The organism is Burkholderia sp. 3C, from assembly GCF_054589155.1.
The window spans coordinates 24,626-39,049 of the sequence record NZ_BAAILN010000024.1; the positions used below are offsets into that span (position 1 = coordinate 24,626).

Genomic DNA, 14,424 nt, shown 5'->3' on the forward strand with positions numbered 1-14,424 from the left:
CGGATTCTAAAGGAAAATCCGCGTCTTGACTAGATGACGACGCTATGACTGTCGTGCGATTACTTGTCGAGACCAGCCGGCGGCCAGTTTTCGAGCTTCATGCCGAGCGTCAGGCCACGCGAAGCGAGGACTTCCTTGATCTCGTTCAGCGACTTGCGGCCCAGGTTCGGCGTCTTCAGCAGCTCGTTTTCCGTACGCTGGATCAGGTCGCCGATGTAGTAGATGTTCTCGGCCTTCAGGCAGTTCGCGGAACGAACCGTCAGTTCGAGATCGTCCACCGGACGCAGCAGGATCGGATCGATCTGCGGTGCACGCGACGGTGCTTCCGCTGCCGTTTCCGTGCCTTCCAGTGCAGCGAACACCGACAGCTGATCGACCAGGATGCGAGCCGACTGGCGGATCGCTTCTTCCGGGGTGATCACGCCGCTCGTTTCGATGTTCATCACGAGCTTGTCGAGGTCGGTACGCTGTTCGACACGGGCGCTTTCGACCGAGTAGCTGACGCGGCGAACCGGCGAGAACGATGCGTCGAGCACGATGCGGCCGATGATCTTCGCGGAGTCTTCGCCATAACGACGCACGTTGCCCGGCACATAGCCGCGGCCCTTCTCGATCTTGATCTGGACGTCGAGCTTGCCGCCCTTCGTCAAGTGAGCGATCACGTGTTCCGGGTTGATGATCTCGCAGTCATGCGCGAGTTCGATGTCGCCGGCCGTCACGATCCCTTCGCCATCCTTGCGCAGCGTCACCGTGACTTCGTCGCGGTTGTGCAGCTTGAACACCACGCCCTTCAGGTTCAGCAGCAGGTTGACGACATCCTCTTGCACACCATCAAGCGTCGAATACTCGTGCACCACGCCGGCGATCGTCACCTCGGTCGGCGCATAGCCGATCATCGATGACAGCAGCACGCGACGGAGCGCATTGCCCAAGGTATGGCCATAGCCGCGTTCGAACGGCTCCATGACCACTCTCGCATGGTTCTCGCCAAGCGATTCCACGGCGATGATCTTGGGTTTCAACAAACTGGTTTGCATAGGTTTTCCTTTTCAATACCCTCGGCTCGTTACACCGATAAGGCTGACCGGTAACACCTGAAAATGAAGAGCCGAGGCCCTGCCGGCGCTTCGCAAGCAGGGTACCTCGGCTATCAATCCGATTAACGCGAATACAATTCGACGATCAGGCTTTCGTTGATGTCGCCTGCAATTTCAGCGCGCTCCGGCACTTGCTTGAACGTGCCTTCGAACTTCTTCGCGTCGACCGCGACCCAGCTCGGCATGCCGCCTTGTTCAGCCAGCGACAGCGCTTCGACGATACGCGCTTGCTTCTTCGACTTTTCGCGGATCGAGATGACGTCGCCAGCCTTGACTTGCAGCGACGGAATGTTCGACACGACGCCGTTCACCGTGATGGCCTTGTGGCCCACGAGCTGGCGCGCTTCTGCGCGAGTCGAGCCGAAGCCCATGCGGTACACGACGTTGTCCAGGCGCGATTCGAGCAGTTGCAGCAGGTTTTCACCCGTGTTGCCCTTGCGACGATCGGCATCGGCGAAGTAACGGCGGAACTGGCGCTCCAGCACACCGTAAATGCGCTTGACCTTCTGCTTTTCACGCAGCTGCGTACCGTAGTCGGACGTACGCGCACCCGAGGTGCGGCCGTGCTGACCCGGCTTGCTGTCAAGCTTGCACTTGTCGGCGAGCGAGCGGCGCGCGCTCTTCAGGAACAGGTCGGTGCCTTCGCGGCGGGACAGCTTGGCCTTGGGGCCGGTATAACGTGCCACTTTGTGTTTCCTCTATCTAGCTTCACGCGGCTGCAACAACCGCGCTAGTTCGTGCCCTTTGGGCCGAACGGTGGACTTAGTCAATCAACGCAATCAACTACGTTGCCCGTAGCCGCCCTGAGGCGACGACAGGCTGCACCGGGCATCTTAGATGCGGCGGCGCTTCGGCGGACGGCAGCCGTTGTGCGGGATCGGGGTCACGTCGGAAATCGCCGTGATCTTGATGCCGAGGCCATGCAGTGCACGCACTGCCGACTCACGACCCGGGCCCGGGCCCTTGATACGCACTTCGAGGTTCTTCACGCCGTATTCCATCGCGACACGGCCTGCCGACTCGGCGGCAACCTGCGCTGCGAAGGGGGTCGACTTGCGCGAGCCCTTGAAGCCTTGGCCGCCCGACGTCGCCCACGCCAGGGCGTTGCCCTGACGATCGGTGATCGTGATGATCGTGTTGTTGAACGAAGCGTGGACGTGAACCACACCTTCCGCGACGTTCTTCTTAACCTTCTTGCGAACGCGTTGAGCCGCGTTATTGGAAGCCTTAGCCATGACGTTTTCCTGTAACTGTCAGCTTATTTCTTCAGCGCTTGAGCGGCGCGGCGCGGACCCTTACGGGTACGTGCATTCGTACGCGTACGCTGGCCACGCATCGGCAGACCCTTGCGATGGCGGACGCCGCGGTAGCAACCGAGGTCCATCAGGCGCTTGATGTTCATCGTCACTTCACGGCGCAGATCGCCTTCGACGACAAACTTGCCCACTTCTTCACGCAGCTTTTCGAGGTCTGCGTCGTTCAGGTCTTTGACCTTCTTCGAGAATTCGACGCCTGCTGCGACGCAAATGCTGCGAGCGCGCGTGCGGCCGACACCGAAAATCGCCGTCAGGCCGATCTCGGTATGCTGGTGATTCGGGATGTTAACCCCTGCGATACGAGCCATTGTTTTTCCTCAAACAAAAAGCGCAAACAAGCGCAATCAGCCTTGACGCTGTTTATGGCGCGGGTCCGAGCTGCAGATCACGCGAACAACGCCTTTACGCTTGATGATCTTGCAATTGCGGCAAATGCGCTTAACCGATGCCATCACTTTCATGATATTACCCTTTTTACAAATCACTTCGCCCGGAACACGATCCGCGCACGCGACAGATCGTAAGGCGTCAATTCAACCGTCACCTTGTCGCCCGGAAGGATACGGATGTAGTGCATCCGCATCTTGCCCGAGATATGCCCCAGTACGACATGGCCGTTTTCCAGCTTCACACGGAAGGTAGCATTGGGAAGGTTTTCAACCACCTCACCCTGCATCTGGATCACATCGTCTTTGGCCATGATCGTTCAACGCACTGGAATGTTGCCGCCCTTGAAATTGGCTTTCTTGAGCAGCGACTCATACTGTTGCGACATAACGTACGACTGCACCTGCGCCATGAAGTCCATCGTGACGACGACAATGATCAGCAGCGACGTTCCACCAAAATAAAACGGTACATTCCAACGCAGCACCAGAAATTCCGGGAGCAGACACACGAAGACGATGTAGATCGCACCGGCCAGCGTCAGACGCGTGAGGATGCGGTCGATATATCGTGCGGTTTGGTCGCCCGGACGGATGCCCGGAACAAACGCGCCGCTTTTCTTCAGGTTATCCGCCGTTTCCCTGCTGTTGAACACCAGTGCGGTGTAGAAGAAGCAGAAAAACACGATCGCCAGCGTGTACAACAGCACATACACCGGCTGACCCGGCTTCAGCGCTTCCGCCACATTATGCAGCGTGTCGGAAAGCCAGCTCTTGTGCTCACCCGAACTGAACCAGCTCAGGATCGTTGCCGGGAACAGGATGATCGACGATGCGAAGATCGGCGGAATCACGCCCGACATGTTCAACTTCAGCGGCAGGTGCGACGACTGCCCACCGTAAATCTTGTTGCCTACCTGACGCTTCGCGTAATTCACGAGGATCTTGCGCTGACCGCGTTCGATGAACACGACCAGGTAAGTCACCGCAGCGATCAGCACGACGATGATGATCGCCGACGCATAACCCATTGCGCCCGTGCTCACCAGATCGAACAGCGAACCCACCGAGTTCGGAAGCCCCGATGCGATACCGCCGAAGATGATGATCGAAATACCGTTGCCCAGACCGCGTTCCGTGATCTGCTCACCGAGCCACATCAGGAACATCGTGCCGGTCACCAGCGTGACGACCGTCGTGAGACGGAACAACACGCCCGGATCGATCACGAGCCCCGGCTGATTGCCCAGCGCAGCCGCGATGCCGAAGGCCTGGAACGTAGCCAGAACGACGGTAAAGACACGCGTGTACTGCGTGATCTTCCGTTGCCCCGCCTGCCCTTCCTTCTTCAGCGCCTCGAGCTGCGGCGAAACGATCGCCAGCAACTGCATGATGATCGACGCGGAGATGTACGGCATGATCCCCAGCGCGAAGATCGTAAAGCGGGACAACGCACCACCCGAGAACATGTTGAACATGCCCAGGATGCCGCCTGACTGGCTCTGGAACAGCTTCGCCAGTTGATCCGGATCGATACCCGGAACCGGGATGTGCGCGCCGACGCGATAGACGAGCAACGCCAGGAGCAAGAACATTGCTCGCCGGCGCAGATCGCCGAACTTCGCCGTGCTACGACCGGGTTTTGCGAGACTCGGGCTGTTAGCCAAGTATCTTCTCCGATGCAGATGCTAGTAACGGCACGTGAGTGCGTTACTCGGCAAACGAACCGCCAGCCGCTTCGATCGCTGCGCGCGCCGACTTCGTCGCACCGAGACCCTTCACGACAATCTTGCGCTTCAGTTCGCCCGTGGCGATGATCTTTGCGCTCTTCGTCAGCTCGCCGACCAGGCCGGCTTGCTTCAGTGCGAGCAGATCGATCTCGTCGACCGGCAGCTTCTCGAGGTCGCCCAGACGCACTTCACCGACGAATTCCTTCGTCAGCGACGTGAAGCCGCGCTTCGGCAGACGACGTTGCAGCGGCATTTGACCGCCTTCGAAGCCAACCTTGTGGAAACCGCCCGAACGCGATTTCTGACCCTTGTGACCACGGCCGGCCGTCTTACCGAGGCCGGAACCGATGCCGCGGCCGACGCGACGCTTAGCATGCTTCGCGCCTTCTGCCGGCTTCAGGTTATTCAATTCCATATCAACTCCTAGATCGGTAGTCGGCGCTTAGCCGATGACCTTAACAAGGTACGAAACCTTGTTGATCATGCCGCGCACCGCCGGCGTATCCTGCAGCTCGCTGACCGAGTTGAGGCGACGCAGACCCAGGCCACGCACGGTGGCACGGTGAGTTTCGCGGGTCCCAATCAGGCTCTTGACGAGCTGAACCTTGACAGTTTTATCAGACATGGTGACCACCGCTTAGCCCAAAATTTCTTCGACGGACTTGCCGCGCTTGGCAGCAATGTCAGCCGGCGTCGACTGCTTGCGCAGGCCGTCGAGCGTTGCACGAACCAGGTTGTACGGGTTCGTCGAGCCATGGCTCTTCGCGACGACGTTTTGCACGCCCATCACGTCGAACACGGCACGCATCGGACCACCAGCGATCACGCCCGTACCATCCTTCGCCGGGGCGAGGAGGACAGCGGATGCGCCGTGCTTGCCGTGCACTTCATGTTGCAGCGTACCGTTCTTCAACGGCACCTTGAACATGTTGCGGCGAGCCTGCTCCATTGCCTTCTGGACAGCAACCGGCACTTCCTTCGCCTTGCCCTTGCCCATGCCGACGCGGCCATCACCGTCGCCAACCACGGTCAGTGCGGCGAAGCCGAGAATACGGCCACCCTTCACAACCTTGGTCACGCGATTGACCGAAATCATTTTTTCGCGAAGGCCGTCGTCGCGCTCGTCGGCCTGAACTTTCGCTTGCATCTTTGCCATGACGAATTCTTCCTTAGAACTTGAGCCCAGCTTCGCGAGCTGCATCAGCCAGCGCCTTCACGCGGCCATGGTAGCGGAAGCCCGAGCGGTCAAAGGCGACGGATTCGATGCCGGCGGCCTTGGCCTTCTCGGCGATACGCTGACCGATCAGAGTCGCTGCATTGACGTTGCCGCCCTTGCCCGACAGATCAGCCAGCTGCGCACGCACTTCGGCTTCGAGCGTCGACGCACTGGCAACCACCTTGGTGCCGCACGGCGAGAACACTTGAGCGTAGATGTGCGAATTCGTGCGATGCACGGCGAGACGCGCGACCTGCAGCTCAGCGATCTTGATACGCGTCTGGCGAGCGCGGCGCAGGCGAGATTGAGTCTTATCCATGATTGCGCACCCTTACTTCTTCTTCGTTTCTTTGAGGATCACAACCTCGTCGGAATAGCGCACGCCCTTGCCCTTGTAGGGCTCCGGCGGACGGTAACCGCGAACTTCCGCAGCTACTTGACCGACTTGTTGCTTGTTGATCCCCTTGATCACGATTTCGGTTTGCGTCGGGGTTTCAGCCTTGATGCCTTCCGGCATCTGGTGCACCACCGGGTGCGAGAAACCCAGCGACAGGTTCAGCTTGTCGCCTTGCGCCTGCGCACGATAACCAACGCCAACCAGCGTCAGCTTGCGCTCGAAACCCTTGGTCACGCCTTGCACCATGTTCGCGATAATCGCGCGCATCGTGCCCGACAGTGCATTTGCTTCGCGGCTTTCGTCGACCGGCGCCAGGTTCAGCGTGCCGTCGTTGTTCACCACCGTCACAAGCGGATTCACCACTTGCGCGATCGTGCCCAACGGACCCTTCACGGTGATGGAGCCGTTTGCCAACGTCACCTCGGCGCCTTGCAGCGCGATCGGGCTTTTACCTACTCGAGACATATTCTTTCTCCTCGATTAAGCGACGTAGCAGATGACTTCGCCGCCGACGCCGGTAGCGCGCGCCTTGCGATCAGTCATCACGCCCTTGGGCGTCGACACGATTGCCACACCCAGGCCATTCATGACCTGAGGGATGTCATTGCGACCGCGGTACACGCGCAGGCCAGGCTTCGAAACGCGCTCGAGGCGTTCGATGACCGGGCGGCCAGCGTAGTACTTCAGTGCAATATTCAGTTCTGCCTTCGCGCCTTCGGTCTTGATCGCGAAATCATCGATGTAGCCTTCGTCCTTCAGGACTTGGGCGATCGCGATCTTGACTTTCGACGAGGGCATTGCCACCGACACCTTCTCGACCATCTGCGCGTTGCGGATGCGAGTCAGCATATCGGCGATAGGATCACTCATGCTCATTTACGTTTCTCCTATTACCAGCTCGCCTTGGTCAGGCCAGGAATCTCGCCGCGGAAAGCGATTTCACGAATCTTGTTACGCGCGAGGCCGAATTTACGGAACGTGCCACGCGGACGGCCCGTAATCGCACAGCGGTTACGCTTGCGGGTCGGGTTCGAATTGCGGGGCAGTTGTTGCAGTTCGAGACGTGCGGTGTAGCGCTCTTCGTCCGACTTGCTCGCGTCGTCGATAACCGCCTTCAGTGCCGCACGCTTCGGTGCGAACTTTGCTGCCAGGCGAGCACGCTTCTTTTCACGTTCGATCAGTGCCAGTTTAGCCACGGTAACCTCAGTTTCTGAACGGGAACTTGAAGCTGGCGAGCAGTGCCTTCGCTTCGTCGTCGGTCTTCGCGGTCGTCGTGATGCTGATGTTCAGCCCACGCAGCGCGTCGATCTTGTCGTAATCGATTTCGGGGAAAATGATCTGCTCTTTCACACCGATGTTGTAATTGCCACGGCCGTCGAATGCACGACCCGACACGCCGCGGAAATCGCGCACGCGGGGCAGGGCAACCGTCACGAAACGATCGAGGAATTCGTACATCGCACGACCACGCAGCGTCACCATCGCACCGATCGGATAGCCTTGACGGATCTTGAAGCCTGCAATTGCCTTGCGAGCCTTCGTCACGACGGGCTTCTGACCAGCGATCTTCGTCAGATCGCCAACGGCGTTCTCGATGATCTTCTTGTCAGCGATCGCTTCGCCAAGGCCCATGTTCAGGGTGATCTTGGTGATGCGCGGCACTTCCATGATCGACTTGTAGCCGAACTTCTCGACCAGGCCGGGAACTACCGTTTCTTTGTAAAACTCTTGAAAACGTGCCATTTCTATACTCCGGTCAGGCCAGCACGGCACCAGTCGTCTTCAGAAAGCGGACCTTCTTGCCTTCTTCGACCTTGATACCAACACGCGAAGCCTTGCCGTTCGCGTCGACCAATGCGACGTTCGAAATGTTCAGCGGCATCGTCTTCGCTTCCACGCCACCCGTCGTACCCTTCATCGGGTTCGGCTTCACATGCTTCTTGACGAGGTTGATACCTTCGACAGTGACATGTTCGGCACCGACGGCCAGCACGACACCGCGCTTGCCCTTGTCCTTGCCGGTGATGACGATGATTTCGTCACCCTTGCGAATCTTATTCATCGCGACTCCTTACAGCACTTCCGGCGCCAGCGAAACGATCTTCATGAATCGTTCGCTACGCAGCTCACGCGTGACCGGCCCGAAAATACGGGTGCCGATCGGCTCGAGCTTGTTGTTCAAAAGCACAGCGGCGTTGCCGTCGAACTTGATCAGCGAACCGTCTTGACGACGTACGCCCTTGGCGGTGCGAACCACCACGGCGTTGTAGATTTCGCCTTTCTTCACGCGCCCGCGCGGCGTTGCTTCCTTGACGGTCACCTTGATGATGTCGCCAATGCTGGCATAACGACGCTTCGAGCCGCCGAGCACCTTGATGCACAGAACTTCGCGTGCACCCGTGTTGTCGGCCACTTCAAGCCGAGATTCGGTCTGGATCATGGTTTATCTTTCCCAACTTAATCCGGATACCCCACCATGAGGCATACGGTCAGTCTTGGTCCCGTCAGCCAATCGGCTGCTTGGGTTTGAACAGCAGCGACGGCAAACGAAACCCGCCATCGCAAATCGGTGAATCTATCGAACTGACAGGACGTCAGCCCGCTTCCCCCACCGAGACTTTGCCCGCGACGGGGCTCCCATACAGAGGGAAGACCGGGATTATAACAAATAATCCCGGCCACGCAAGCAAAAACTTTGCGACTTCAAGCACTGCTACTGCTTGTGGGCCTTTCGGCCCTCCCGCTTAGATGACGCGGGCTGCTTCGACCAGGCGCGACACCGTCCAGGCCTTCGTCTTCGAGAGAGGACGCGTTTCCTGGATCTCGACGAGATCGCCTTCGTTGTAGGTGTTAGCCTCGTCGTGCGCGTGATACTTCTTCGAGCGCACAACGTACTTGCCGTAGATCGGATGCTTGACGCGGTTTTCGATCAGCACCGTGACGGTTTTATCCATCTTGTTGCTGACAACCCGACCGACGAGCGTCCGCTTGAGCGAGGTTTTTACGCTATCGTTCATTTCTGGTTCGCCTTCTGAGTCAGGACGGTCCGCACACGAGCGATGTCGCGACGCACCTTCTTCAGCTGGCTCGTGTTCGTGAGCTGCTGGGTCGCGAGTTGCATGCGCAGGCCGAATTGCGCCTTAAGCAGATCCGACAGCTCCTTGTTGAGCGCTGCCTGATCTTTCTGGAGAAGTTCGGAAGCCTTCATATTTTCTCCTTAGGCGCCGAGCTGACGAACGATGAACGCCGTCTTCAGCGGCAGCTTCGCTGCAGCCAGACGGAACGCTTCGCGTGCCAGTTCTTCGGTTACGCCATCCATTTCATACAGCATCTTGCCCGGCTGAATCTCGGCGACGTAGTACTCAGGGTTACCCTTACCGTTACCCATCCGCACTTCGGCCGGCTTCTGCGAAATCGGCTTGTCCGGGAAAATGCGAATCCAGATACGGCCGCCACGCTTGATGTGACGCGTCATGGCACGACGCGCCGCTTCGATCTGACGCGCGGTCAGACGGCCGCGACCGATAGCCTTCAGGCCGAATTCACCGAACGAGACGGCGTTGCCGCGCGTCGCGATACCGGTGTTGCGACCCTTCTGCTCTTTACGATACTTTCTGCGTTTCGGTTGCAGCATCGTTATTCTCCAGTCTTGCCGTCTTCCGGCTTGCCTGCAGCGCGACGCGGAGCGCCACGACGGGCACCCGGACCACCGCCTTCACCGTCACGGCGCGGACGACGATCGCCCGGACGCGCGTTACGGCGCGGACGCTTGTCTTCCGTCACTTCCTCGACCACCGGCGCGTCGTTGCGGCCCAGCGTATCGCCCTTGTACACCCACACCTTGACGCCGATGATGCCGTAGGTCGTCTTCGCTTCCGAGGTCGCGTAGTCGATGTCGGCACGCAGCGTGTGCAGGGGCACGCGGCCTTCGCGGTACCACTCCGTACGTGCGATTTCGATGCCGTTCAAACGGCCCGCGCTCATGATCTTGATGCCTTGGGCACCCAGACGCATGGCGTTTTGCATCGCACGCTTCATCGCGCGGCGGAACATGATCCGACGCTCGAGCTGTTGCGTGATCGAGTCGGCGATCAACTGAGCATCGGTTTCCGGCTTGCGGATTTCCTCGATGTTGACGTGAACCGGAACGCCCATGCGGCGTTGCAGTTCTGCCTTCAGTTGCTCGATGTCCTCACCCTTCTTGCCGATGACGACGCCCGGACGCGAGCTGTAAATCGTGATCCGTGCGTTCTTCGCCGGGCGCTCGATGACGACGCGACCGACCGAAGCGTTCTTCAGCTTCTTCTTCAGATACTCACGGACGCCGATGTCTTCCTGCAGCATCGCCGCGAAATTGTTGTTGTTCGCGTACCAACGCGAAGCCCAATTGCGGCTGACGGCCAAACGGAAGCCAGTCGGATGAATTTTCTGTCCCATCGTGCGACCCCTTAATTCCCGACCGTCACAGTGATGTGACAGGATTGCTTCTCGATGCGGTTACCGCGGCCTTTGGCGCGCGCGGTAAAACGCTTCAGCGACGCTGCCTTGTCGACGAGGATGCTCTTGATCTTGAGCTCGTCGATATCCGCGCCTTCGTTGTGCTCCGCATTGGCGATGGCCGACAAAACGACCTTCTTCACGATGCCGGCGGCTTTCTTCGGCGAGAACGTCAGAACGTTCAGTGCCTTGTCCACCGGCAAACCGCGGATCTGGTCAGCCACCAGGCGCGTCTTCTGCGCCGAAATGCGGGCACCGCGATGAATTGCTTTCACTTCCATCTTGATTGCCCCTTATTTCTTGGCCTTCTTGTCGGCCGCGTGACCCTTGAACGTCCGGGTCAGTGCGAACTCGCCAAGCTTGTGGCCGACCATGTTTTCCGAGATGTACACCGGTACGTGTTGACGGCCGTTATGCACGGCGATCGTCAGACCAATGAAATCCGGGAGAATCGTCGAGCGACGCGACCAGGTCTTGATCGGCTTCTTGTCGCGCGTAGCTGCAGCTGCCTCAACTTTCTTCAGCAAATGGGCGTCGCAGAACGGACCTTTTTTAACAGAACGTGCCATTGCCTACTCCTTAGCGCTTATGACGGCGCTGGACGATCATCGTCGTCGTGCGCTTGTTGCTACGCGTACGGAAGCCCTTCGCCGGCGTGCCCCACGGGCTAACCGGATCGCGGCCTGCCGCGGTCTTGCCTTCACCACCACCGTGCGGGTGATCGATCGGGTTCATCGCGACACCACGGACCGTCGGGCGGATACCGCGCCAACGATTTGCACCGGCCTTACCGATCTGACGCAGGCTGTGCTCTTCGTTGCCCACTTCACCGATCGTTGCGCGGCACTCGATGTGCACGCGGCGGATTTCGCCCGAACGCAGACGAACCTGCGCGTAGACGCCTTCACGCGCCAGCAGCATGGCCGACGTGCCGGCCGAGCGCGCGATTTGCGCACCCTTGCCCGGCAGCATCTCGATGCAGTGGATCGTCGTACCGACCGGAATGTTGCGGATCGGCAGCGTGTTGCCTGCACGGATCGGTGCTTCCGAACCCGACAGGAGTTGCTGGCCAACCGTCAAACCCTTCGGCGCGATGATGTAGCGACGCTCGCCGTCTGCGTACAGAACCAGCGCAATGTTCGCGCTACGGTTCGGGTCATACTCGAGACGTTCGACCTTCGCCGGGATGCCGTCCTTGTTGCGACGGAAATCGACGATACGGTACTGTTGCTTATGACCACCGCCCTTATGGCGGGTGGTGATGCGGCCGTTGTTGTTACGGCCGGCGGTCACGCTCTGCGAGTCGAGCAGGGCCGCGAACGGCTTACCCTTGTGCAGATCCTTGTTGACCACCTTGACCATCGCACGGCGACCCGGCGAAGTCGGCTTAACTTTAACGATTGCCATGATTACTTGGCCTCCGCTTCAAAGTTGATTTCCTGGCCGGGCTTCAGGCAGACATACGCCTTCTTCACGTCTTTGCGACGGCCCATCGAACGGCCGAAACGCTTCTGCTTGCCCTTCTGGACCAGCATGTTGACGGAATTGACTTCCACCTTGAACAGCAGCTCGACCGCGGCCTTCACTTCCTGCTTCGTGGCATCCGGTGCGACTTCGAACACAACTTGCTCGTTCTTGTCTGCAACCAGCGTCGCCTTTTCCGAGACTACCGGCGCGAGCAGGACCTGCATCAAACGATGATCGTTTTTGCGAATCTCGCTCATGACAGCAACTCCTCGATCTGGGCGACCGCAGCCTTCGTGACCAGGATCTTCTTGAAGTAGATCAGCGACAGCGGGTCGGCGTAACGCGGCTCGACAACTGCCACATTCGGCAGGTTGCGCGACGCGAGGTACAGGTTTTCTTCGACGGTGTCCGTGATCACGAGCACGGACTCCAGGCCCATGGCCTTGAACTTCTCGGCCAGCAGCTTGGTCTTCGGCGCTTCGAGCGTGAACTCTTCAACGACCGACAGACGGCCTTCGCGGGCAAGTTGCGAGAAGATGGAGCGCAGACCTGCGCGGTGCATCTTCTTGTTGACCTTGTGCGAGAAGTTTTCTTCCGGCGAATTCGGGAAAATACGGCCACCGCCGCGCCACAGCGGGCTCGACGACATACCGGCACGAGCGCGGCCCGTACCCTTCTGACGCCACGGCTTCTTGGTCGTGTGCTTGACTTGCTCACGATCCTTCTGCGCGCGGTTACCCTGGCGAGCGTTCGCCTGGTAAGCAACGACGACCTGGTGGATCAGTGCTTCGTTGTAGTCACGACCGAACACTGCGTCCGATGCGTTGACGACTGCACCTTCCTGACCATTTTCATTCAGGAGCTTGAGTTCCATTATTTCGCCCCCTTGGCCTTGACGGCCGGCGTCACGAAGACTTTGCCGCCCTTCGCACCCGGAATGGCACCCTTCACGAGCAGCAGCTTGCGCTCTGCGTCGATACGTGCGATTTCGAGGTTTTGAACCGTAACCGTGTCGTCACCCATGTGGCCCGTCATTCGCTTGCCCGGGAACACACGACCCGGATCCTGCGCCATACCGATGGAACCCGGAACGTTGTGCGAACGCGAGTTACCGTGGGATGCGCGACCCGAAGCGAAGTTATAACGCTTGATCGTACCGGCGTAGCCCTTACCGATCGACACGCCTTGCACGTCGACCTTCTGGCCTACTTCGAAGAGATCGGGACCGACGATGGCGCCGTTCGACAGCTCGGCTGCCTTGGTCGCATCGATACGGAATTCCTTGAGAACTTCACCAGCTTCTACGCCAGCTTTGGCGAGATGACCTGCCAGCGGCTTCGTCACGCGCGATGCACGACGGGAGCCGAATGCAACCTGAACAGCCGTGTAGCCGTCGGTTTCAACAGTCTTGATCTGCGTCACGCGGTTGTCCGACACGTCCAGCACGGTGACGGGAATCGAATCCCCTTCAGCCGTGAAAATACGGGTCATGCCAACCTTGCGACCTACGAGTCCAAGGCTCATCGTTTTCTCCATTCCCGACTGCGATTGGTCGGGGCTAATTTACAAAACGCCGCGCTTGCCGGAACGGCAGGTACGCAGGCTTTTACGCAAATGCGCGAAAAGCCAAGCATTATAGCCAAGCTTTTCGTTTTTCGCAAGCAATCAATGACTTAGCGCTTCCGGCCGGGGCCGGATCCGCCGAAAGCCTTACTGCAGCTTGATTTCGACGTCGACGCCTGCCGGCAGGTCGAGCTTCATCAGCGCGTCAACCGTCTTGTCGGTCGGATCGACGATGTCCATCAGGCGCTGGTGCGTACGGATTTCGAGCTGGTCACGCGACGTCTTGTTGACGTGCGGCGAGCGGAGGATGTCGAAACGCTGAATGCGCGTCGGCAGCGGCACCGGGCCACGGACGATTGCGCCAGTCCGCTTCGCGGTGTCGACGATTTCGGCAGCCGACTGATCGATCAAGCGATAGTCGAAAGCCTTCAGGCGAATGCGGATTTTTTGTTGAGCCATGACAATTCCTTGAAAAGAGCGAGGCGATGTTGCATCGCCAGATCACAAAAAAGAACGTAGGAACGGGTGCCCCCGGAGAGGGAGCACCCGTTCCCGGGCGCTGCATATTACACCAAAACCAGACCGACGCGTTTAGGCGAGGATCTTTGCAACGACGCCAGCGCCGACGGTACGGCCGCCTTCGCGGATTGCGAAGCGCAGACCTTCTTCCATGGCGATCGGAGCGATCAGCTTCACCGTGATCGACACGTTGTCGCCCGGCATGACCATTTCCTTGTCCTTCGGCAGTTCGATCG

At 59.1% G+C, this 14,424-nt stretch carries 29 protein-coding genes; all 29 read right to left on the reverse strand.

Translation table 11 applies throughout. The features are described 5' to 3' along the window. Positions 1–59: 59 nt before the first annotated feature. The gene (locus ACYP33_RS03415) at positions 60–1,037 is read right to left on the reverse strand and encodes a DNA-directed RNA polymerase subunit alpha (protein WP_414443695.1); all 978 of its coding nucleotides are present in this window, start codon (positions 1,035–1,037) and stop codon (positions 60–62) included. Positions 1,038–1,159: 122 nt separating this feature from the next. Continuing rightward, the gene (gene rpsD, locus ACYP33_RS03420) at positions 1,160–1,783 is read right to left on the reverse strand and encodes a 30S ribosomal protein S4 (protein WP_414443694.1); all 624 of its coding nucleotides are present in this window, start codon (positions 1,781–1,783) and stop codon (positions 1,160–1,162) included. A 147-nt stretch (positions 1,784–1,930) separates the two neighbouring features. Continuing rightward, positions 1,931–2,332, reverse strand: coding sequence for a 30S ribosomal protein S11 (rpsK, locus tag ACYP33_RS03425; RefSeq protein ID WP_012734376.1), 402 nt, complete (start codon positions 2,330–2,332; stop codon positions 1,931–1,933). Between the two features lie 23 nt (positions 2,333–2,355). Further along, positions 2,356–2,721 (reverse strand): 30S ribosomal protein S13, encoded by a 366-nt coding sequence (gene rpsM / locus ACYP33_RS03430; RefSeq protein ID WP_013696382.1) that lies wholly within the window; start codon positions 2,719–2,721, stop codon positions 2,356–2,358. Positions 2,722–2,757: 36 nt separating this feature from the next. Next, positions 2,758–2,874, reverse strand: coding sequence for a 50S ribosomal protein L36 (gene rpmJ / locus ACYP33_RS03435; RefSeq protein ID WP_004199844.1), 117 nt, complete (start codon positions 2,872–2,874; stop codon positions 2,758–2,760). 20 nt (positions 2,875–2,894) lie between these two features. Next, positions 2,895–3,113 (reverse strand): translation initiation factor IF-1, encoded by a 219-nt coding sequence (infA, locus tag ACYP33_RS03440; protein WP_012734373.1) that lies wholly within the window; start codon positions 3,111–3,113, stop codon positions 2,895–2,897. A 6-nt stretch (positions 3,114–3,119) separates the two neighbouring features. Beyond that, positions 3,120–4,466 carry a preprotein translocase subunit SecY gene (gene secY, locus ACYP33_RS03445; RefSeq protein WP_414450510.1) on the reverse strand — a complete coding sequence of 449 codons (1,347 nt, stop codon included), beginning with the start codon at positions 4,464–4,466 and terminating at the stop codon, positions 3,120–3,122. Between the two features lie 43 nt (positions 4,467–4,509). After that, positions 4,510–4,944, reverse strand: a complete 435-nt coding sequence (rplO, locus tag ACYP33_RS03450) for a 50S ribosomal protein L15 (RefSeq protein WP_206125767.1) — start codon at positions 4,942–4,944, stop codon at positions 4,510–4,512. 27 nt (positions 4,945–4,971) lie between these two features. After that, a complete protein-coding gene (gene rpmD, locus ACYP33_RS03455) occupies positions 4,972–5,154 on the reverse strand; it encodes a 50S ribosomal protein L30 (protein ID WP_028199571.1) in 183 nt (60 codons plus the stop codon). A gap of 12 nt (positions 5,155–5,166) precedes the next feature. Continuing rightward, positions 5,167–5,685: a 30S ribosomal protein S5 gene (gene rpsE, locus ACYP33_RS03460; protein ID WP_206125780.1), complete on the reverse strand. Its 519-nt coding sequence runs from the start codon at positions 5,683–5,685 to the stop codon at positions 5,167–5,169. Positions 5,686–5,698: 13 nt separating this feature from the next. Then, positions 5,699–6,064 carry a 50S ribosomal protein L18 gene (rplR, locus tag ACYP33_RS03465; protein WP_206125766.1) on the reverse strand — a complete coding sequence of 122 codons (366 nt, stop codon included), beginning with the start codon at positions 6,062–6,064 and terminating at the stop codon, positions 5,699–5,701. Between the two features lie 12 nt (positions 6,065–6,076). Next, positions 6,077–6,607 (reverse strand): 50S ribosomal protein L6, encoded by a 531-nt coding sequence (rplF, locus tag ACYP33_RS03470; RefSeq protein ID WP_414443692.1) that lies wholly within the window; start codon positions 6,605–6,607, stop codon positions 6,077–6,079. Positions 6,608–6,622: 15 nt separating this feature from the next. Then, positions 6,623–7,018: a 30S ribosomal protein S8 gene (rpsH, locus tag ACYP33_RS03475; protein ID WP_206125764.1), complete on the reverse strand. Its 396-nt coding sequence runs from the start codon at positions 7,016–7,018 to the stop codon at positions 6,623–6,625. Positions 7,019–7,032: 14 nt separating this feature from the next. Continuing rightward, positions 7,033–7,338 carry a 30S ribosomal protein S14 gene (gene rpsN / locus ACYP33_RS03480; protein ID WP_414443691.1) on the reverse strand — a complete coding sequence of 102 codons (306 nt, stop codon included), beginning with the start codon at positions 7,336–7,338 and terminating at the stop codon, positions 7,033–7,035. Positions 7,339–7,345: 7 nt separating this feature from the next. After that, positions 7,346–7,885 (reverse strand): 50S ribosomal protein L5, encoded by a 540-nt coding sequence (gene rplE / locus ACYP33_RS03485; RefSeq protein WP_206125762.1) that lies wholly within the window; start codon positions 7,883–7,885, stop codon positions 7,346–7,348. A gap of 13 nt (positions 7,886–7,898) precedes the next feature. After that, positions 7,899–8,204: a 50S ribosomal protein L24 gene (rplX, locus tag ACYP33_RS03490; protein ID WP_414443690.1), complete on the reverse strand. Its 306-nt coding sequence runs from the start codon at positions 8,202–8,204 to the stop codon at positions 7,899–7,901. A gap of 9 nt (positions 8,205–8,213) precedes the next feature. After that, positions 8,214–8,582, reverse strand: coding sequence for a 50S ribosomal protein L14 (gene rplN, locus ACYP33_RS03495; protein ID WP_206125760.1), 369 nt, complete (start codon positions 8,580–8,582; stop codon positions 8,214–8,216). A 304-nt stretch (positions 8,583–8,886) separates the two neighbouring features. Continuing rightward, a complete protein-coding gene (rpsQ, locus tag ACYP33_RS03500; RefSeq protein ID WP_414443689.1) occupies positions 8,887–9,159 on the reverse strand; it encodes a 30S ribosomal protein S17 in 273 nt (90 codons plus the stop codon). After that, positions 9,156–9,350 (reverse strand): 50S ribosomal protein L29, encoded by a 195-nt coding sequence (gene rpmC, locus ACYP33_RS03505; protein WP_004199856.1) that lies wholly within the window; start codon positions 9,348–9,350, stop codon positions 9,156–9,158. The genes rpsQ and rpmC overlap by 4 nt, the downstream gene beginning before the upstream one ends. A 9-nt stretch (positions 9,351–9,359) precedes the next feature. Then, a complete protein-coding gene (rplP, locus tag ACYP33_RS03510) occupies positions 9,360–9,776 on the reverse strand; it encodes a 50S ribosomal protein L16 (RefSeq protein WP_013696371.1) in 417 nt (138 codons plus the stop codon). Between the two features lie 2 nt (positions 9,777–9,778). After that, a complete protein-coding gene (gene rpsC, locus ACYP33_RS03515) occupies positions 9,779–10,579 on the reverse strand; it encodes a 30S ribosomal protein S3 (RefSeq protein ID WP_414443688.1) in 801 nt (266 codons plus the stop codon). Positions 10,580–10,590: 11 nt separating this feature from the next. After that, positions 10,591–10,920 (reverse strand): 50S ribosomal protein L22, encoded by a 330-nt coding sequence (gene rplV / locus ACYP33_RS03520; RefSeq protein WP_206125757.1) that lies wholly within the window; start codon positions 10,918–10,920, stop codon positions 10,591–10,593. Between the two features lie 12 nt (positions 10,921–10,932). Then, positions 10,933–11,208, reverse strand: coding sequence for a 30S ribosomal protein S19 (gene rpsS / locus ACYP33_RS03525; protein WP_042623627.1), 276 nt, complete (start codon positions 11,206–11,208; stop codon positions 10,933–10,935). A gap of 10 nt (positions 11,209–11,218) precedes the next feature. After that, complete coding sequence (rplB, locus tag ACYP33_RS03530; RefSeq protein WP_414450511.1) at positions 11,219–12,046, reverse strand: 50S ribosomal protein L2; 828 nt, start codon at positions 12,044–12,046, stop codon at positions 11,219–11,221. Positions 12,047–12,048: 2 nt separating this feature from the next. Beyond that, positions 12,049–12,363 (reverse strand): 50S ribosomal protein L23, encoded by a 315-nt coding sequence (gene rplW / locus ACYP33_RS03535; RefSeq protein WP_206125755.1) that lies wholly within the window; start codon positions 12,361–12,363, stop codon positions 12,049–12,051. Then, entirely contained in the window at positions 12,360–12,980 is a 621-nt protein-coding gene (gene rplD / locus ACYP33_RS03540) for a 50S ribosomal protein L4 (protein WP_206125754.1), read from the reverse strand. Before rplD ends, rplW begins: the two co-directional genes overlap by 4 nt. Next, the gene (gene rplC / locus ACYP33_RS03545; protein WP_414443686.1) at positions 12,980–13,630 is read right to left on the reverse strand and encodes a 50S ribosomal protein L3; all 651 of its coding nucleotides are present in this window, start codon (positions 13,628–13,630) and stop codon (positions 12,980–12,982) included. Before rplC ends, rplD begins: the two co-directional genes overlap by 1 nt. Positions 13,631–13,816: 186 nt before the next feature. Beyond that, a complete protein-coding gene (rpsJ, locus tag ACYP33_RS03550) occupies positions 13,817–14,128 on the reverse strand; it encodes a 30S ribosomal protein S10 (protein WP_206125752.1) in 312 nt (103 codons plus the stop codon). Positions 14,129–14,260: 132 nt separating this feature from the next. Then, the coding region (locus ACYP33_RS03555; protein ID WP_459618957.1) for an EF-Tu C-terminal domain-related protein at positions 14,261–14,424 on the reverse strand (164 nt) is incomplete at its 5' end.